This window comes from Desulfosarcina sp., assembly GCF_055467485.1.
Map to the genome: position 1 here is coordinate 12,348 of NZ_JBUOIV010000064.1, position 18,657 is coordinate 31,004.

At 58.8% G+C, this 18,657-nt stretch carries 20 protein-coding genes and 1 pseudogene; 12 read left to right on the plus strand and 9 right to left on the minus strand.

Going from position 1 to position 18,657, the window contains the following annotated elements; translation table 11 throughout:
- Window positions 1-3: 3 nt before the first annotated feature.
- Window positions 4-495 (minus strand): (2Fe-2S)-binding protein, encoded by a 492-nt coding sequence (locus tag ACZCED_RS21140; RefSeq protein ID WP_464861644.1) that lies wholly within the window; start codon window positions 493-495, stop codon window positions 4-6.
- Between the two features lie 716 nt (window positions 496-1,211).
- Between ACZCED_RS21140 and ACZCED_RS21145 the strand changes: the two genes are divergently transcribed.
- On the plus strand, window positions 1,212-2,207 hold the full coding sequence (locus tag ACZCED_RS21145) for a tRNA 4-thiouridine(8) synthase ThiI (RefSeq protein WP_464861645.1): 996 nt from the start codon (window positions 1,212-1,214) through the stop codon (window positions 2,205-2,207).
- An 80-nt stretch (window positions 2,208-2,287) separates the two neighbouring features.
- Here ACZCED_RS21145 and rlmN read toward each other — a convergent pair whose 3' ends face one another.
- The gene (rlmN, locus tag ACZCED_RS21150) at window positions 2,288-3,367 is read right to left on the minus strand and encodes a dual-specificity RNA methyltransferase RlmN (RefSeq protein ID WP_464861646.1); all 1,080 of its coding nucleotides are present in this window, start codon (window positions 3,365-3,367) and stop codon (window positions 2,288-2,290) included.
- Between the two features lie 196 nt (window positions 3,368-3,563).
- Between rlmN and ffh the strand changes: the two genes are divergently transcribed.
- The 11 genes and pseudogenes from ffh to ACZCED_RS21205 all read left to right on the plus strand — a co-directional run bounded on the left by ffh (window position 3,564) and on the right by ACZCED_RS21205 (window position 10,301).
- Window positions 3,564-4,895: a signal recognition particle protein gene (ffh, locus tag ACZCED_RS21155; RefSeq protein WP_464861647.1), complete on the plus strand. Its 1,332-nt coding sequence runs from the start codon at window positions 3,564-3,566 to the stop codon at window positions 4,893-4,895.
- Between the two features lie 12 nt (window positions 4,896-4,907).
- Window positions 4,908-5,162: a 30S ribosomal protein S16 gene (gene rpsP, locus ACZCED_RS21160; RefSeq protein WP_462969627.1), complete on the plus strand. Its 255-nt coding sequence runs from the start codon at window positions 4,908-4,910 to the stop codon at window positions 5,160-5,162.
- A gap of 48 nt (window positions 5,163-5,210) precedes the next feature.
- Complete coding sequence (locus tag ACZCED_RS21165) at window positions 5,211-5,441, plus strand: KH domain-containing protein (RefSeq protein ID WP_462969628.1); 231 nt, start codon at window positions 5,211-5,213, stop codon at window positions 5,439-5,441.
- Window positions 5,425-5,967, plus strand: a complete 543-nt coding sequence (gene rimM / locus ACZCED_RS21170; RefSeq protein ID WP_462969629.1) for a ribosome maturation factor RimM — start codon at window positions 5,425-5,427, stop codon at window positions 5,965-5,967. The genes ACZCED_RS21165 and rimM overlap by 17 nt, the downstream gene beginning before the upstream one ends.
- A 16-nt stretch (window positions 5,968-5,983) precedes the next feature.
- Window positions 5,984-6,730 (plus strand): tRNA (guanosine(37)-N1)-methyltransferase TrmD, encoded by a 747-nt coding sequence (gene trmD, locus ACZCED_RS21175; protein WP_462969630.1) that lies wholly within the window; start codon window positions 5,984-5,986, stop codon window positions 6,728-6,730.
- A complete protein-coding gene (locus ACZCED_RS21180; protein WP_462969631.1) occupies window positions 6,711-7,280 on the plus strand; it encodes an RNA methyltransferase in 570 nt (189 codons plus the stop codon). The genes trmD and ACZCED_RS21180 overlap by 20 nt, the downstream gene beginning before the upstream one ends.
- A gap of 57 nt (window positions 7,281-7,337) precedes the next feature.
- The gene (gene rplS, locus ACZCED_RS21185; protein ID WP_462969632.1) at window positions 7,338-7,685 is read left to right on the plus strand and encodes a 50S ribosomal protein L19; all 348 of its coding nucleotides are present in this window, start codon (window positions 7,338-7,340) and stop codon (window positions 7,683-7,685) included.
- Between the two features lie 72 nt (window positions 7,686-7,757).
- Window positions 7,758-8,369 (plus strand): annotated as a pseudogene (locus ACZCED_RS21190) (ribonuclease HII); the annotation flags it as partial.
- Window positions 8,370-8,477: 108 nt separating this feature from the next.
- Window positions 8,478-8,849, plus strand: coding sequence for a YraN family protein (locus ACZCED_RS21195; protein WP_462969633.1), 372 nt, complete (start codon window positions 8,478-8,480; stop codon window positions 8,847-8,849).
- On the plus strand, window positions 8,824-9,717 hold the full coding sequence (gene rsmI / locus ACZCED_RS21200) for a 16S rRNA (cytidine(1402)-2'-O)-methyltransferase (RefSeq protein ID WP_462969634.1): 894 nt from the start codon (window positions 8,824-8,826) through the stop codon (window positions 9,715-9,717). Before ACZCED_RS21195 ends, rsmI begins: the two co-directional genes overlap by 26 nt.
- 5 nt (window positions 9,718-9,722) lie before the next feature.
- Window positions 9,723-10,301: a 4'-phosphopantetheinyl transferase family protein gene (locus ACZCED_RS21205; protein WP_462969635.1), complete on the plus strand. Its 579-nt coding sequence runs from the start codon at window positions 9,723-9,725 to the stop codon at window positions 10,299-10,301.
- Here ACZCED_RS21205 and ACZCED_RS21210 read toward each other — a convergent pair.
- From ACZCED_RS21210 to ACZCED_RS21240, 7 genes are all read right to left on the minus strand, one after another.
- Window positions 10,271-10,669: a hypothetical protein gene (locus tag ACZCED_RS21210; RefSeq protein WP_462969636.1), complete on the minus strand. Its 399-nt coding sequence runs from the start codon at window positions 10,667-10,669 to the stop codon at window positions 10,271-10,273. The two genes, ACZCED_RS21205 and ACZCED_RS21210, sit on opposite strands and share 31 nt — an antisense overlap.
- Before the next feature lie 46 nt (window positions 10,670-10,715).
- Window positions 10,716-12,269: a sigma-54 interaction domain-containing protein gene (locus tag ACZCED_RS21215; protein ID WP_464861648.1), complete on the minus strand. Its 1,554-nt coding sequence runs from the start codon at window positions 12,267-12,269 to the stop codon at window positions 10,716-10,718.
- Window positions 12,270-12,398: 129 nt separating this feature from the next.
- On the minus strand, window positions 12,399-13,349 hold the full coding sequence (locus tag ACZCED_RS21220) for an electron transfer flavoprotein subunit alpha/FixB family protein (protein WP_464861649.1): 951 nt from the start codon (window positions 13,347-13,349) through the stop codon (window positions 12,399-12,401).
- Window positions 13,350-13,351: 2 nt separating this feature from the next.
- Entirely contained in the window at window positions 13,352-14,119 is a 768-nt protein-coding gene (locus ACZCED_RS21225) for an electron transfer flavoprotein subunit beta/FixA family protein (protein ID WP_464861650.1), read from the minus strand.
- 229 nt (window positions 14,120-14,348) lie between these two features.
- Window positions 14,349-15,686 (minus strand): NAD(P)/FAD-dependent oxidoreductase, encoded by a 1,338-nt coding sequence (locus ACZCED_RS21230; protein WP_464861651.1) that lies wholly within the window; start codon window positions 15,684-15,686, stop codon window positions 14,349-14,351.
- A 412-nt stretch (window positions 15,687-16,098) separates the two neighbouring features.
- The gene (locus ACZCED_RS21235) at window positions 16,099-16,740 is read right to left on the minus strand and encodes a sarcosine oxidase subunit gamma SoxG (protein WP_462969641.1); all 642 of its coding nucleotides are present in this window, start codon (window positions 16,738-16,740) and stop codon (window positions 16,099-16,101) included.
- 170 nt (window positions 16,741-16,910) lie between these two features.
- Window positions 16,911-18,657 (minus strand): glycine cleavage T C-terminal barrel domain-containing protein (locus ACZCED_RS21240; protein WP_464861652.1); only part of this gene is annotated, 1,747 nt, incomplete at its 5' end.

The window sequence follows — 18,657 nt, forward strand, 5'->3', positions numbered from 1 at the left end:
CCGTTACCTCCTGGTTTTGGATGGGGGATCCATGCGCCGACCGGCCTCGGCGATGGCATCCACGATTTTGTTGTAGCCCGTGCAGCGGCAGAGGTTGCCGGAGATGGCCGATCGGATCTGGGCGTCGCTGGGGTGCGGGTTGGTCTCGAGCAGGTGCAGGGCGGAGAGCTCCATGCCGGGGGTGCAGAATCCGCACTGGATGGCCCCCTTCTCGATGAAGGCTTCCTGGATGGGGTGCAGCGTTTCGCCGGAGGGCGCCAGCCCTTCCACGGTGAGGATCTGTCTGCCATCCATCTCCAGGGCCAGGGTCAGGCAGGAACTGACGCTTTTGCCATCCACGATTACCGTGCAGGCGCCGCAGTCTCCCGACCCGCAACCCAATTTGGTCCCCGTCAGGTTCAGGTCCTCGCGCAGTACCTCGTTGAGGGTGCGCCAGGGTTCCACGGCCAGGTTGTAGGTGTCGCCGTTGACGGTCAGGCTGATGTCATGTTTCATGGGTGACTCCGGAAATAAAATTGGGAATGCTGGAATTATGGAATTAAACCCTCCCCGCGGCTTGCCGCAGGGAGAGTTCACCGTAAGGATATAAAGCCGATTTTCTTTTCGCTCGCCAACCCCGCTGCAAGCAGCGGGCAATGGGCTCGCTTTCGCGGTTCAGGAATTGTCGATCATCAAGGGATAGCGCCGGCAGCAATCGGGATCTCAATCCCTAATTCCAAAATGCCCAATTCCAGAATGCGGGTTATTGAAGCTATATCATAGCTGTTATGTATTTCGTCAAGGCTTAAACCACGATCATCGCACACGGCCTGTTTTTTTCGATCCCTCGCTCGAAACGATGGGCCCAAGCGGATGTGCACCGGGTCTCCGCGTTCCGTTGCAGTGAGAACGCGTCTTCCGGCAGCGCGACGGGTTGATGGTCAAGAATTGCCATCCGCAACAGTTTAATTGGGCCTTTTCCGGGAATGTTACCCATCGACGACCCGCATGCGATCGGCCAATACGAGCGTAATCCATCCCACCGCTTTCCCCGACACCAACGATGCTGTCGCTTGACAGGGCTGCACTGCGTTTTTACCCTTATCGAAGTGCCACGTTCAGAACGGCCCATTTCGGCCAGTATCCGCGTTGGTCGCGTTGAACAGCGACGCAAACAGCCAGGCTTGAGGACAACTCGGAATCGGTGGATTGTTGCAAACGGAAAGGAAAACATGGCATCGGAAAAAAAAACAATACGCGCCTTAGGGCTCTGTTCCGGCGGGCTGGACAGCATCTTGAGCGCGCTGGTGCTTCGTAAACAGGGGATTGAGGTGCATTGGGTCAGCTTCGAGACCCCCTTTTTTTCGTCGGCAAAGGCCAGGAAAGCCTCGACGCACACCGGCATTCCGCTCATGGTGCGTAAAATTACTGCGCTATACATGGAGATGATGCGGTCGCCGTCGGTCAAATACGGCAAGAACATGAATCCGTGCATGGACTGCCACACGCTGATGTTCCGCCTGGCCGGCGAGATCATGACCGAGCAGGGCTTCGATTTTCTCTTTTCCGGCGAAGTGCTGGGACAGCGACCCATGAGTCAGACCCGCACCTCCCTGCGTTATGTGGAAAAGCACTCCGGATATGAAGGGGTCATTGTCAGGCCCCTATCCGCAAAAAATCTGCCTGAGACCCTACCGGAAAAAGAAGGGCTGGTGGACCGGGAACAGCTGCTGGATATTTCCGGCCGATCCCGGAAGCCGCAGTTGCAGCTGGCTGAAAAATTGGGGGTGACCGATTTTCCGGCCCCGGCCGGCGGGTGCCTGCTGACGGACAAGATTTTCAGCCGGCGGCTCAAGGATCTGTTCGACCACCAAGCCACCTATCCGGAAAAGGACCTCGACCTGCTCAAATTCGGCCGCCACCTGCGCCTGGATTCGAAGACCAAAATCGTGGTCGGCCGTACTCACCAGGACAACGAGCAAATCAACCGCTGCATCGATCCGGAAACGGACACGGTGTTGAAGGTGAACGATTTCCCCGGCCCGCTGGTGGTGATTCCCGGCGGCGGCAGTGAGCCGATGGTGATGCTGGCCGCCGGCATCTGTGCCGGCTACAGCAAGGCGCCGGATCATGCACCGGTGATGGTGAACGTGAATCTGGGCGGGCATCGCCGGCAAGTGACGGTCTTGGGAATCCCGCCTGCAGGCAATAAAAAATTTTTAATATAGGTAAATACGGAAGACAGACGTCTGAGGACTGAAAAGGCCAAACACGTCCAAGACCAAATGCGGTCAGCCGTTCTCGGAGATCAGTCTTCCGTTTTCAGCGTTCGGCCCCTTGTCTTCAGATTTGCCCTCAGTTGACCGCAGGCCGCGCCGATGTCCTGGCCCTTGCTGTGGCGAACCATCACCGTGTAATGATGCCCGGCCAGCAATTCCTGGAACTGGCTGATCCGTGACGGGTCCGGGCGCCTGAAATCGCTGCCGGGGTGCTCGTTGAAAGGGATCAGGTTGATCTTGGCCTTGATGGGGCGCAGCAGCTTCACCAGTCGTTCGGCGTCGGCCATACTGTCGTTGACGTCTTTCATCAGGATGTATTCGAATGTGATCTTTCGGCGGGGCGGCAGGGGATACCGTCGGCAGGCCGCCATCAGGTCGGCGATGGGGTACTTGCGGTTGATGGGCATCAGCCAACTGCGGGTGTCGTCGTCGGTGGCGTTGAGGGAGACGGCCAGGTTCACCTGGGTATCGCGTCCCAGGTCAGCCATTTCCGGGACCAGGCCCGCAGTGGACACGGTGACCCGCCTGTTGGAGATCTTGAGGCCCCAATCCCCGTTGGTAATGGTCTCTAAGGCCTGGACCACATTTTCGTAGTTGGCCAGCGGCTCTCCCATACCCATGAAGACGATGTTGGTCAGGGGCATCCCGCCTTGGTCATTCACCTGGTGGAGGACATCGCGCACCTGGGAGACGATTTCACCGGTGGACAGGTTGCGTGCAAATCCTCCCTTGGCCGTCATGCAGAACCGGCACCCGTGCCTGCAACCCACCTGGCTTGAGATGCACAGGGTGAAATGGTCCTTTTCGGGGATGATCACCGTTTCGATATGAAGGCCGTCACGGAGCCTGAACAGCAGCTTGCGGGACCCGTCCTGTGAGACCGCCTCGCTTTCAACCTGCAGGCGGGGATTGACGAAAGCCGCTTCCAGGTCCGCCCGCAGCGGTTTGGCGATGTCGGTCATGTCGTCAAACCGATCGGCCTGGCGCAGGTACACCCACCGCAAAATCTGGTCGGTGCGAAAGGAGCGCCTGCCCCGATCCTTCAGCCAACCGGCCAACTGCTGCCGGGAAAGGTCCTTGATATCGATTTTACTTGATTCTGCGGCCATGATGTGGGATCCACGTGCCGGGCCTGTCTTGCCGGTCCGGAGTTGTCAGGGGTTGTCTGGTCGTGCAGGGTGCTCGTATCTGCCGTGCACGTCGATAATTCAAGCATACGAGGCCTTTTGGCCTTTTTTTATATCTTGACATACCATTTAAAAAAATCTACTTTCAAGGTTTTAGTTGATACACCGGTAAAGGGTCATGTTCGATACGCTCAGCGATAAGCTAAATTCGGTCTTCAAGCAGCTCAAGGGGCAGGGCAAGCTTTCTGAAAAGAACATTGCCGACGGTCTGCGTGCGGTGCGTATGGCGCTTTTAGAGGCCGATGTCCACTACCAGGTGGTCAAGCAACTGGTGGCCGACATCAAGGCACGCGCGCTTGGCAAGGAGGTGATGGGCAGCCTTACCCCCGGCCAGCAGGTGGTGAAGATCGTCAATGAGTCGCTCACCCAGCTCATGGGAGAAACCCATCAGGGGCTGAACCTGGCCGGTGAAAAACCGGTTGCGGTGATGCTGGTGGGCCTTCAGGGTTCGGGCAAGACCACCACGGCAGGGAAACTGTCGGTGATGTTGCGCAAAACCGGAAAACAACCCTACCTGGTGCCGGCGGACGTATACCGACCTGCTGCCATTGACCAGTTGAAAAAGCTGGGCGGCCAGTTGGGCGTGCCGGTTTTCGATTCCACACCGGACATGGATCCGGTGAAGATCTGCCAGGATGCCCGGGTGGCGGCCCAAAAGGCGGGTTGCGACACCCTTTTGCTGGACACCGCCGGACGGCTTCATATCGATGAAACGCTGATGGATGAGCTGGCGCGCATTCGCACCGCGCTAAAGCCCACGGACATCCTGCTGGTGGCCGACGCCATGACCGGCCAGGATGCAGTCAACATCGCCAAGTCCTTTGATGAGCGCCTGGATATCGGCGGTGTGGTGCTCACAAAAATGGACGGTGACGCCAGGGGCGGCGCCGCCCTTTCCATCCGGTCGATCACCGGCAAGCCCATCAAGTTCATCGGCATGGGTGAAAAGCTCAGCGACCTGGAAGCCTTTCATCCGGATCGCATGGCCTCACGGATTCTCGGTATGGGTGACGTCCTTACCATGATCGAGAAGGCCCAGGAGGTCGTGGACGAAAAGAAAGCCGCCGAACTGGAAAAGAAACTGCGAAAAAACCAGTTCACCCTGGAGGATTTCCGTGACCAGATGCGCCAGATTCGTAAAATGGGGTCCTTGACGGATATCCTTGGCATGATTCCAGGCATGGGCAAGATCAAGCAGATGAAAAACCTGCAGGTGGACGAAAAGGAGCTGGTCCACATCGAAGCGATCATCAATTCCATGACCCCCCATGAAAGGAATCAATACGGAATTATCAACGGCAGCCGCCGGAAGCGGATCGCCGCCGGAAGCGGAACACGGGTTCAGGATGTGAACCGCCTGCTTAAAAATTATGCGCAGGTGATGAAAATGATGAAGAAAATCAATAAAGGCGGTATGCGCGGATTGGGCCGCGGCATGCTGCCCTTCTAAAGGAGAACAACAATGGCAGTAAAAATCAGACTGGCCCGGCATGGGGCGAAAAAGAGACCCTTTTACCGGATCGTTGCCGCTGACAGTGACAGCCCCAGGGACGGTCGTTTTCTGGAAAAACTCGGTACCTACAATCCCCTGCAGGATCCGGCACAGGTGATTCTGGATGCGGACCGGGTCAAATACTGGATCGGCCAGGGCGCGACGCCCAGCGATACGGTCAAGACGATCCTGAAACGTGAAGGTGTTATCGCCACTGCGGAATAACGGATTGCGCCGAACCTGGTTCTCAGCCGCAGCAAAGGAGATGGAGCTATGAAAGAGCTGATCAAGTTCATTGCGCAGGAACTGGTGGATTTTCCCGAACAGGTTTCCGTTGAGGAGATCGAGGGCAACCAGACATCCGTCCTTGAATTGAAAGTCGCCAAAGCGGATTTGGGTAAGGTGATCGGCAAGCAGGGCCGGACCGCACGGGCCATGCGCACCCTGTTGAGTGCGGCGTCCGCCAAAATAAAAAAACGTACTGTTCTTGAAATCATCGAGTAGCCTCAATAGCAGGGACGACCTGGTCCTGGTGGGTCGGGTCGTCGGCGTTCACGGCATTCGGGGCAGCCTCAAGGTGAGCTCCTATGCCGAATCCCTCTCCGTTTATCAAGCGAAAGAGGGGCTCTTGGCCGCGCTTCCCGACGGCTCGGTGCGGAAGATGACCGTTTTGCAGGTGCAGCCCCACGGCCGGGTGTTACTGATGACGCTCGAAGGAGTGGCCGAACGCAGTCAGGGCGAAAGCCTGATCGGCTCGGAACTGTTCGTGGACAAGGCGTGCCTGCCGGCGCTGGAGGAAGACACCTATTACTGGTCCGACCTGGTGGGGCTGCGTGTCCTTGATACCAGCGGAGCACTTCTGGGACGTCTGGTCGAGGTCATTCCCACTCCCGGCAACGACATATACGTGGTCAAGGGCATACAGGACGGACAGACCAGGGAAATGCTGATCCCCGCCATCGGCGACGTGATCCTGAAGGTCGACCTGGAAGGTAAGACCATGCTCGTGGATCCGCCGGAAGGGCTATAAGGCGGCTGGTGGAACCATGGACGTTTGCGTACTGACCCTTTTTCCTGAACTGTTCGACCCGTTCTGGAATCACGGCATTATCCGGCGAGCGGTTCAGGGGCAAAAAATAAAGCCCGTGACCATCAATATCCGCGACCATGCCAAAGGGCGGCACCGGATTACCGATGACCGGCCTTACGGCGGGGGTTGCGGAATGGTGATGAAACCGGAACCTCTGGCAGCGGCGCTGGCCGAAGCCAAAGCGGCGATGCCGTCGGCAACGACGCTGCTGCTTTCCCCGCAGGGACGGCGTTTCGATCAGGCCCTGGCGCTATCGCTGGCATCCGAGGATGGACTCATCCTGGTCTGCGGTCGCTACGAAGGTGTCGACGAGCGGTTTGTCGACCAGCATGTGGATGGCGAGATTTCGATCGGCGATTTCGTTCTTACGGGCGGTGAAGTCGGTGCCATGGTGGTGATCGATGCGGTGGCCCGACTGATACCCGGAGTGCTGGGAAACGATGAATCGGCCGGAAGCGATACGTTCTGTGACGGACTGGTGGAACACGCCCACTTTACGCGGCCGCCGACTTTCGAAGATGAGCCGGTGCCCGACGTGCTGATGTCCGGTAACCACCGGGAGATCGAGCGGTGGCGCAGGGAAACCGCCCTGATGCGGACGGTCATGAAGCGGCCGGACCTTTTGGCACAGCGGGATTTTTCTCCGCAGGAGCGGGATATTCTGGAAAAATGGCGCCGGGACATTGACAGGCTCATCGGCTAAACGGCTGTATGTCGCCCTGATTCACCATCCGGTGATCGACAAGAACGGGGAAACGATCGCTTCGGCGGTCACCAACCTGGACCTGCACGATATTGCCAGGGCGTGCAAGACTTATGGGGTCAACGGCTATTATGTCATCACCCCGTTAGAAGACCAGATGGTGCTGGTGAACCGTATCCTTGGCCACTGGATCACCGGCGTGGGGGGCAGGTACAACCCCACTCGACAGCAGGCGCTGGAACTGGTCCGGGTCAGGGCCACCGTCGCCGAGATGATCGGGGAAATTTCCGAAGCGGAAGGGTGTCGGCCTAAAACAGTGGCCACCACGGCCAGACGGCATGCGGGGAGCCTGTCATACCGGCGGTTGCGTGAAATGCTGGACGAAGCCGTACCGATCGTTCTGGCTTTCGGCACCGCCTGGGGACTTTCCGACACGTTCATGGCTGAGGCCGATTTCATACTGGATCCGCTGACCGGTGCGGGAACATACAATCATCTGTCGGTGAGATCGGCGGTGGCAATCATCCTGGACCGGGCGCTGGGTGGATGAACCTGAGTGAGACGCTGAATGCAGCTTTGAATCATAACATTATTATCGGGAGTTATCATGGAAATCATCAAGAACATCGAAAGAGAACAGATCCGAATGGATCTGCCCCACTTCAAACCGGGAGACACCGTCACCGTCCATGTGAAGATTCGCGAAGGCAACAAAGAGCGGATCCAGGCGTTTCAGGGCGTCGTCATCAGCAGGAAAAAAGGAATGGCCAATGCCACCTTCACTGTCCGCAAGGTCTCCTACGGTGTAGGCGTCGAAAGAGTCTTTCCGACGAATTCGCCCATCATCGACCGGGTCGAGGTGGTCACCCGCGGTCGGGTGCGGCGGGCCAAGATCTACTACCTGCGCAAACTGCGCGGAAAAGCGGCCAGGATCCGGGAGAAACGATTCAAATAAATCGTTACCACGGCCTACTCCCGCCCTTGGGCATTGCCGCCGATTTGACGGCAAACCAGCAAACGGTCGGATCACATGATATCAGACCTCTGGGCATTTGAAAAAAAGGCCCGTGACATGGGCCATCAGATCGTCGCAGGCATCGATGAGGCCGGCCGGGGTCCCCTGGCCGGCCCCGTTGTTTCTGCTGCAGTCATCCTGCCCGACGGTGCCGACCTTCCGGGGATAGACGATTCCAAAAAGCTGACACCGGCCACGCGCAACCGCCTTTACGACCGGCTGTATGCCGTTGCCAGTGCCATCGGGATCGGTGTGGTGGATCCGGTCGAGATCGACCGCATCAATATCCTGCAGGCCACGTTGCGTTCCATGACCATAGCGGTGGACAACCTGCAGCCCCGCCCGGACCATTTGCTGGTCGACGGTATGTTTACCATCGCTTCGGCGCTGTCCCAGCAGGCCATTAAAAAAGGGGATTCCTTGAGCATTTCCATCGCCGCCGCCTCCATCGTGGCAAAGGTCACCCGGGACCGGATCATGACCCAGGTGGACGACCTGTTTCCTGAGTTCGGTTTCTGCAGGCATAAGGGCTATCCCACCCAAATGCACCGGGCGGCCATCGTACGCCACGGATGCAGCCCCATCCACCGTCGGACGTTCAAAGGGGTGCGCGAGTACCTTTAATCGTTCATTGCTGATGGCGGTTAGCTGATAGAAACAGCCGACAATCCGGCATGCAGGATGGGGACAGCCGCTAAAACCAATCAAACGAATCAATCAACGAATCCAACTATGCTCAACCGGCAACAGCAATTCGGCAAACGGAGCGAACGCCTGGCCGCGGAGTTCCTTAAACGAACGGGTTATCGAATCCTCGAAACCAACTACCGATCCACGCTGGGTGAGATCGACATCATCGCCAGGGAGAAGGGAACCATTGTTTTCGTGGAGGTGAAAGCCCGCAACACGAGCCGGTTCGGCAGCCCCAAAGGTGCCGTCACCCCTGCCAAGCAGCGTAAAATATCCATGGCAGCCCTGGACTACCTGAAACGGTCCGGTCAGACCGAGGTCAGTGCCCGTTTCGACGTGGTGGCCATCGACACCGCGTCAGGGAAAATAGACATCGAGGTCGTCAAGAATGCATTTGCCCTCGCTTACGGATGACCGGGAACCGGTTCGATGCCCGGGCGGCCTGTATGTGGTGGCCACCCCCATCGGCAACCTGGAAGACATCACCCTGCGTGCCATCAAGACCCTGAATGGAGTGGATCTGATTGCCGCCGAGGATACCCGCCACACGGCCCGGCTGTTGTCGCACTATCGTATCCGCACCCCCCTGATCTCCTGTCATGAGCACAACGAACATCAGCGGACACCGGAACTGATCGATAAGATCCGGTCCGGTGCGTCAGTGGCCCTGGTTTCCGATGCCGGCACGCCCTCGGTCTCCGATCCCGGCTACCGGCTGGTGCGCGCAGCGGTCGAACACGGCCTGGATATCTTTCCCATCCCGGGCGTGTCGGCGGCGATCACGGGCCTGTGCGCATCGGGACTGCCTACGGATGCCTTCGTATTTTTGGGCTTCCCCCCCAAGAAGAAGGGGAAACGGATCGATCTGCTGGCGTCGCTGGCCGCTGAATCCCGGACACTGGTTTTTTACGAATCCCCCCGACGGGTGGCGGGTTTTCTGGATGAAATTAGCTCGGTGATGGGTGACCGGTCCGCGGTGCTGGCGCGGGAGATGACCAAGCTGCACGAGGAATTCATCCGCGGCACCCTTTCCGAAATCCGGGTCGTCCTGGCCGACCGTCCAGAAGTCAAGGGAGAGTGCACGCTGATGGTGGATGGCGCAGCAGCGGCAGTTCCAATCTCCGACGCCGACCTGGTCCATGCGCTTCGCGATGCGCTGGCTCAACCCGGCGCCCATCTGTCGGGACTGTCCAAGACCTTTGCCAAACAATACCGCCTGCCGCGAAAAACGGTCTACGAGATGGCCCTGACCATTCAAAAAGAAACCGACACGTCGGCCTGACGCCCATGACGCAAGCCGCTACCCAGATCTTTCCGGTGATTATGCCGGTCGCTGACGCCGACAAACGCCTCAAGGGGCGGGACAAGGTCAAAGCCCTGAGCCGTCTCGCCCGGTCGGCGCTGATGAGATCGTGTGAAAAAAGCGGGCTTCACCTGGACGCCTTTCCCAAAAGCGACACGGGCGTCCCCCTTCCGGTCGGCGGCGTCCACTGGTCGTTGACCCATAAATCCGACATGGTTGGCGGGGTGGCGTCCCTGCTGCCGGTGGGCATGGACCTGGAGACGATCCGGCCGGTAAACGACGCCCTTTTGGCCAAGGTGGCCGCTGAGGATGAGTGGCAACTGGTTGGCGGGGACAGACAGAAGGCCTTCTTCAGGTTCTGGACCGCCAAGGAGGCTGTGCTCAAGGCCGTGGGAAAGGGCATGGTCGGCCTGTCCCGCTGCCGGGTCGTGGCGATCGTCGATGACACACGCATGACCTTGACCTACGATGAGACCCCTTGGCCGGTGGCCCACTTCTGGTTCGACGGCCACGTGGCCGCCCTGACCGCCCATTACCTCCCGGTTTGCTGGACGCTGCTATAATCCGGATTGTCCGCCAGCCAGTCCATGGCAGAGGGCAGATTGCGAAAGACCTTGTAGGTATAAGGCAAGCCGGCCATCTGGGCGAAAGCGGCAAAGAGCTTGCCCAGGCCGATGTTGATGGTTTTGGATCCCACCAGGGCGACTTTTCTGACCCGTCCGTCTTCGGAGACCTGCTTCAAACTGCCGGCCAGGCCTTTCAATTCAGCCGTGGAAATGTTCACCCGGCCCGCCCGTGTAAAATCCCACAGTGACGTGTCGGTCTGCCCGCCGGTCATGTATGGTACCGCCTGCATGATAATCTCATTGGCCGTCACGTTGCCGGTGACCCTGAAAATGGTGCAGTTTCCCGCGTTTTCGATTGAAATCATCGTCCCTCCAACGTCTGGTGGATGGTGTCTGCCATTTTCCGTATCATCACTGCTCTGCCAACCGGGTTCCCCTGTAGGCCCGCCTGTCGATACCGAACCGTTTCAGTTTGTAGTGCATCAGCTGGGGGGAAATCCCAAGCCGGCGGGCAGCGCCGGCGGCATTTCCCCGGCTGGCGGCCAGGGCGGCCTGAATGCTGGCGATTTCGCTCCTGGTCTTCATCTCGGCGAGGGTCAGCTCCGAACGCGCGGGGTCCTTTGGCGATGCCGAAAAGGCGGGGGTGAACCGACGACCGCTGCGGTCCGCTGAACGTTCAGCAGACGGAACGCTTGCCTGTCGCCGTTTTTCTGTGAGAAGCGGTACCGCCAGGTGATGCATCTGGATGGTTGGTTCTTCGCCAACCATATTCATGGCCCCTTCGATGACATGCTCCAGTTCGCGCACATTGCCGGGCCAGGTGTAGCGGTTGAAGCGATCCGTCACATCCATGGCTATTCCCTTAACCTGCCTACCCAGGCGACCGTTGAATTCGTTCAGGAAATGGGTGATCAGCCGATCCAGATCATCCATCCGATCACGTAAAGGGGGAATGCTGATGAACACCACGGCCAGGCGGTAAAACAGATCGGCGCGCATCGAACCGGATTCGATGGCAGCCTGGGGGAGAACGTTGACCGAACTGACGACCTTCAGGTCCACATCGATCTCTTGCATGGCCCCTACCCGCCGGACTTTGCGTTCCTGGAGAAAACGAAGCAGCTTGGCCTGAAGACCCGGGGACATGGCATTGATCTCGTCGAGAAAAAGGGTGCCACCGTCGGCGGTTTCAAACAGTCCGACCTTTTCGATGGCGCCGGTGAAAGCGCCTTTGGATGTACCGAAGAGCAGGCCCTCCAGCAGGTTCTCGGGGATGGCCGCACAGTTGATGGCCACGTAAGGCCGGTCTTTGCGCGAGCTGTAGTTGTGGATGGATTGGGCGAACATCTCCTTGCCGGTTCCGGTTTCGCCGAAAACCATGATCGGTGAAGGGGAATCTGAGGCCAGCTGGGCGGCCTTCATCGCCGCCTGCAGATCCGTGTGGGCGCCAATGATGTCGCCAAAGGTATAGCGGGTGCCGTTCCCTTTGGGTTTCGCCCGGCCGATTACCGGTGATACGCCGAACGTGGAAACGGAGTGCGGCGGTCCGGTACGGCTGATGGCAGCAAGGGTTTGTTCGATATTCCTGTAGTCGGTGATATAGCAAATGGCGCCAATGAGGCGGCCTCCTGCACGCAGGGGATAGATGTTGTGGACGGAGTTGACCACTTTCCCCAAATGGGTGCGGTAATAACAGGCCAGGTTTTCGATGGCCCTGCCGGTTTTCAGGCAGGTCATGGTCGGGCTGGTTCCCTCATCGACCCGGTAAAGCGCGGTGACGGTCCGTCCGATGGCATCGTTGATCCTTAGATCGTCAATCCTGGCCTGGGTGTCATTCATGTAAAGGATGACGCCGTGGATGTCGGTGATGATGACCCCTTCATGAAATCGATCCAGTACCGGCACCAGGGACATCCTGGCGGGATCGACGGTCGGAAAAAGACGGTTGATTTCGGTTCGCTTCATGCACCGGTTTTAACCATAAGGCGTGACAAAAACAAGGGGTGGGGCAAAGGTGATGCGTGCGCCGGCATCATCGGCCGACCCGGTCCGGTGCTGTCCAGGCGTTCCGGCGAAGGGCGATGGCCCCTGGTATTATCGATTTACCGACGCCAACGCCGCTTCCAGTGCCGGCAGGATGTCGAACAGATCCCCCACCACATAGTAGTCGCAATTGCCCATGATGGCGGCGTTGGCATCGGTGTTGATGGCGATGATGGTCTTGGCGGTTTTCATGCCGGCAAAGTGCTGGATGGAACCGGAGATGCCCACGGCCATGTAAACTTTGGGGTTGACTTTGACACCGGTCTGGCCCACCTGCATGGCGTAGGGCACCCACCCGTTGTCTACGGCCACCCGGGAGGCGCCCACAGCGGCGTTGAGGTGCCTGGCGCAGTCGAAGAGCAGCTTGAAATTCTCGGCATTCTTCATCCCCCGTCCGCCGGAGATGATGATGTCCGATTCGGCCAGGTACTGGGACCCGCTTCCGTCGCTGCGGGTCTCGATCACCTCGAAGGCGCTGCCGTGATCCGCCGCAAAGGAGAAATCGACGATTTCCGCCGCTGCCGGCGCTTCCACAGGGGCGACGACATTGGCGCGCAGGCCGTAAATGAAATGCGTGCCGGTCATGGCGATGGCGGCGATGGTCTTGCCCGAATACTGGGAAGTCTTCACCCGGTGGGCGTCCAGGTCGATGTCGATGCAGTCCATGAGCAGGGGCGCATCCAGCCGGGCGGCGACGCGCGGCAGCAGCTCCCGGCCGGCCGGGCTGGTCAGGCCGATCAGTGTGGTGATGCCAATTTTCTGCATGGCCGCAGCCACTGCGGCGGCATGCACGGCAGGGTTCCAGCCGTTGCTGTCGGTGCGGATGTCGACGACGCAGGTCACCCCGTAGGCTTCCAGTGCGGCCTTGGCATCGCCGACCGATTCGTCCACAACCAGGGCCACCAGTTGACGGTTATCTGCACGGGCTGCGGTGGCCATACCGAAATTGGCCGGCTTGACCTGCCCGTCCTTGAACTCGATGAGCAATCCGATAGGTTGCATGGTCAAATCACCTTGGCTTCGTTCTTGAGGATGTCCACTATCTGCGCGGCGATTTCTGCAGCGCTGCCAGTAAGGGCTTTGGGGGTCCGCTGCTCGACAGCCGGCACCAGTTCCTGGATCTGCATACCGGCCGCCGGTTTGTCGATGGCCAGTTCGGCCAGGCCGATCTTTTTGACCGGCTTCTTGCGGGATTTGACGATGTCCGGGAACGTCGGGTAACTGGGGTTGTTCAGCCCCTTGCCGGCCCCGATCACGCAGGGAGCGGCCATGCGGTAAACGTCGATGGTGCCCGCTTCACGTTCGCATTCCACCGTCACGCCGTCGCTGTCGGCATCCACCTTGACCACGTTGGTGGCCACGGGCAGGCCCAGGTTTTGGGCCAGGCGGAACTGGGTCTGCATGCCTTCGCTGTCGATGGATTCCTTGCCGGTGAAGATGATCCAGGGGTTACCGTCCTTGCGAATGGCGGCGGCCAGGGCGCGGGCGGTGATGATGCTGTCGTGGTGTCGATCGGTCTCGATCAGAATGCTGCGATCTGCTCCCATGGCCATGGCCGAGCGCAAGGTATTCTCCGCGGCCGGTTTGCCCAGGCACACGGCGACGATCTCTACCTCGATGCCGGTCGCCTTGATTCTGGCGGCTTCGGTGAGGGCGTGCTCATCATAGGGGTTCACCAGCCAGGTGATTTTCTCGTTGATGGCGGTCTTGCCTTCGACGGTGATGGTGGCGGCGGAGTCGGGGACATGTTTGACGCAGACGTAAATGTTCATAGGTTTTAACTCGCCTGAATCCTATGCGAAAAGCTAATTGGTGAATATAACGCGATCATTTCGGGATCGCTATCTCAGTCGGTATCGGTATCGGCTCTTCTGCTCGGGCGATCTTCCGATTGCGTTCCCGATCCCGGGTGAACTGGCCTGCAACCAAAAACGGGCCTGCACGTGCAGGCCCGTTTTCAATTAGCAGCTATCAGTCCGTCTTTCAAGCGCGGCGGTCTTCTTAGCCATTGACCGAGAAGCTGGAGTTGTAGTTGATCTCGCGTTTGCGGGAAAAGAAACCTACATCCAGGGTCCGTCCGGTGTATTTCATCTTATACTGGAAGGGTTCCTTGTCGTGATCCAGACCCTTTTCACAGGCATCGATCAGTTCAGCCATCATGCGGCCCACCACTGGAGCGTTCTTGTACTGATTTCCGCTGGTGCCGACGGCCATGTAAAAACCGCCCAGGTCGGACTTGTCGTAGACCGGAATCCAGTCGTCGGAGCAGTCGTACAGGTCGACGACACCCTTGGGCTGGTTGGGCACCTTCAGGGTGGGGACGCGGCGTCCCAGGCGATAGCACTGGGCCTTCCACTGCTCTTCGGTGAGCTGGTTGTCCCGGCCGTGGCCGCCCTTACCGGCGTAGAACTCGTCCGGGTCCACCCACTCCTGCGGGTCGCATTCCGGGTCCTCGGAGCCGATGAGGTACATGTTGCCCACTTCCGGTCGCACGTAGCAGCCGATGTCGCCATCGCTCTGGTGGTAGCCGTCGTTGTAGTAATCGTAATCCTCGGGGGCGGGGCAGTACATCACCTCGTGGCGCAGGGCTTTGGTTTTGATGTTGCAGCCTTCCCAGACGCCGGGGGCCATCTGGTTGATCTTGAAAGAGTGGGGGCCGGCGCAGTTGACCACGACGGGGGCGTCGATCTCAGTGCCGTCAGCGAGGGTAATGCCCTGTACCTTGCCTTCGGCCGCGCGGATTTTGACCACTTCGGCGTTGAACATGAACGTGGCGCCCTTGGCTTCGGCGGCGCGCATGATGTTGTGGGCGGACAGGGCCGGGTCGTTCACATACCCCCCCTCGGGACAGAACAGGCCGCCTTCGAGCATCTTGGTGGGATCTTCCCAGAAGGCCGGATCCTCGGGTCGTTTAACCGGCCAGAACTCGTGCAGGTCGAGCACGGGGATCATTTCAAGGATCTCATCGTTGGTCAATTCCTTATACTGGACGCCCACGGCATCGTAATGCTTTTTAACGTTCTGCCACTTGTGCCCCTGGGATTTGATCAGCAGCGATCCCGTGTTCATGAACTTGGCCAGGCCCTTTTCGTCTTTGACGTGGTCCAGGTAGTTCTCCCAGTCCAGCCAATACTTGAATCCCTCGTAGGCGAAGGCCACACCGTCTTCGGTGGAGTAGTGGGCGCGGACGATGGCGCATGAACCGGCCGTAGAGCCCTCACCGGCATCGGGCAGTTTGTCCACGCTCATGGTTTTGTAGCCCATTTTGGAAAGCTCGTAGGCAATGGGGGCACCGATCACCCCGGCCCCGATGATAATGGCGTCATACTTTTTGGTCATGGTTTCCTCCGTCAAGTGATATGCGTAAAAGTTCGTTCAAGATGAATCGGGTAAGGCTTCATAAAATACAAATGCAAAATAAACGCCGCAAATAAACTAAAGCTGATTTTTTTCTGATGATATCTTGAAATAAGTTATATTTTAATGATTACAGGTGATTAAATTGGTGTCGCGATGAATGACCTACCCTGTGCCATGGCGACGCCGACAAAATGTAAAAAAAATTAAACTGAAAAGAAAAAAAATTTTCTATTTGATGGAAAACAATTTTTCACTTTTGCCCGAACCGCCGACAGTGAACGCTGGCACGCGTTCCCGCTGGACAACGAACTAAGCGGGTGAAACATACCATCGCCGCTCCAGGACCTCGTTCGGTGATGCCGATCGGTGCGATATCCGGAGCACACCTTAACTACCCCTGAAGGCCGTTAATCCAGGTGGTAAAGCGGTTTTCGCCGGCCGGCCGCAGCCCGAGCGCAGACCCGGCTTCCAGTACGGCGTGAATCATGCTGTCGCCGTATCCCCGGCTGCATGTCAGCACGAACCCGCCGCTGCCGTCGGCCGCCTTTTCCAGGGTGACGATCTGGCAGGGCACGTGACAAAAGGGGCCCTGGTAAAGAAAGGGTGCCTGCTTGGCCGGGTCCAGAAAGTCCAGCGCAGTCAGCTTTTCGGCGATATGAAACGCCTTGGGGCCGAACAGGGCCAGAAAGACCGTGGATTCGGTGACATCGGTGTAGCCTGCAAAATCGGGCAGGGACGGCGCCGCTTCACCTAAATGGTAGATGGAGGCCTGGGTGCGGTTCATGCGGTTGACCAAGGTGTCGTTGGCAAAGGTGCACGAACCCGGCGCTTCCGGCACGTCCAGGTCGCAGGGCCGCTGCTCAGCGACCTTGCTGTCCTGCAGGTCCCAGCGGGTCTTGTGGGCCAGGTCCACCAGCCAGGGACCCTGGCCCTCTTCGTCGTATTCCAGTGCCACGGTCCAATTGTCACGCACCTCGGTGCTGCGGGGGCTGACTTTGAACTGCACCGGCGATTGTCTTTTAATTTCAGTCATGACAGCTACCTCATATCTTGTACAATAATCGTTTTATAGAGAGATCAGGTGGTTATCGTAGTTTTAAGTGTTAAGTGGTGGATCGGGTCTATTTCTTGTCAAAATCGATAGAATTCATTTGCTTAACACTTAACACGGGCAACCTAACACTGAGATTGATTGTATCTTAATTAGGATTTCATGCGTTCGCCTTTGGGATCATAGAACGGCGTAGCAACCACCCTCGCATACAGCCGCACGCCGTTGCATTCATCTTCGAATATTTCCAGCCGGGTGCCGATGTCCGCCAACTGGGACTCAACCAGGGCCATCCCCACGGCCTGGCCGGTGGAAAAGCTCTTGCGCATGGTGGCCACGTAGCCGCGAACCTTGTTGTCCACAATCAGCGCGCCGTCGCGGGCGGGCCGGTTGTCGTCTTCCATGCGGATGCCCACCAGTTTGAGCCGGCCGGCATCTTTTTCGGCCTGGCGCAGGGCCACGGCCCCCACGGTCTTGGCATCGGCCTTTTTGCGGTCCCAGAGAAAACCCAATCCCAGATCCAGCAGGTTGGTGCGCTGTTCGGATTCGGAGCCGAGAATGACGTGGCACTTTTCCATGCGCAGCACGTTCTGGGCTTCCACGCCGAAGTTGCGGATGCCGAATTCGGCACCGGCTTCCTTGAGCATGTCCCAGACCGCCTGGGTGTAGGAGGCGGGCACGTGCAGCTCGTATGAGAGCTCGCCCACGAATCCCAGTCGCATGGCCCGCACGAAAACGGTATCCGCGATCGAGAACTCCTGGTACCCGGAGAAGGGAAATGCCTCAGTGGAAAGATCGACGTCGACGACCTTGGCCAGCACCTTGCGGGCATTAGGCCCCGAAATGTTGATCACGCCTAATGCGTCGGTCAGGTTGACCAGGGCGAAATTCCAGCCGTCGAAACGGGTATGATAGCGGATCCACTCCACGGTCTGGCCGGCCCTGGCGGAAGAGGTGGTGAAGTAGTAGTCGTTTTCTCCCAGCTTGACCACCACGCCGTCATCGATGACGCAGCCGTCGTCGTTGCACATGGCCGAGTATTTGATGCGGCCTTGTTTGACCTTGCTCATGTCCGACACGTAGACGCGCTGCAGGGCCTTTAAGGCATCGGGACCGTGGATGCGGAACTTGCCCAGGGTCGAGCCGTCCAGCAGACCCACGTTGTTGCGCACGTTGAGGATCTCTTCCTTGCAGTCGAAATCCTCGGAAAAGTACCTCGCCCGCTGCCAGACACCGATGTTGCGGAAGATGCCGCCATCGGCAATCTGCGAGTCGTGCAGCGGCGTGTGCTTGAACATGTGGTGGTTGTATCCGGCATAGGTGGCCAGGAAGGTGGGCACCAGCGGCGGACGCACCGTGGTGGGCACCGGCGTGTTGATCGAAGCGGTGTACTTGGCCACGAACAGGGGCAGGTTGTGCCCCGGAATGCCGCCTTGACCCGGGCCGGTGCCGGCCGAGGTGAAGCGTTTGATCAGTTCAGGGACATCGAAACCCATCTCGATGGCCTGTTTGATATTCTTGATGGTGGTGTCTTCGTCGAAGCAGATGAAGCTCTTGCGGCCCTTGACCGGTGCGGTGACCAGCTTGCAGCCGCGCTCCGGGCCGGGTAGGACCGATGCGGCCCTCTCGGCGTCGGCGACGGCCGTGCCCATGTCCGCACCGGCGGCAGCCGCCGCCTTGAGGCCGGCCAGGCGGCCGGAGGCTTCGATGGCGGCAGGGTTGTTGACCCCGGTCAGACGGCCGGCGGGAAACATTTTTTCGGGCAGCGTCGTCGGCAGGAAATACCCCGTGTGGCTGTCGTAGCCCATCTTGGCCTGAGCCAGGATGAAGGGGCCGGTCACGGGCGTGAGGCCGGCGGAAGCCACCAGCAGGTCACAGGGGAACTGGCGTTTGACGGTG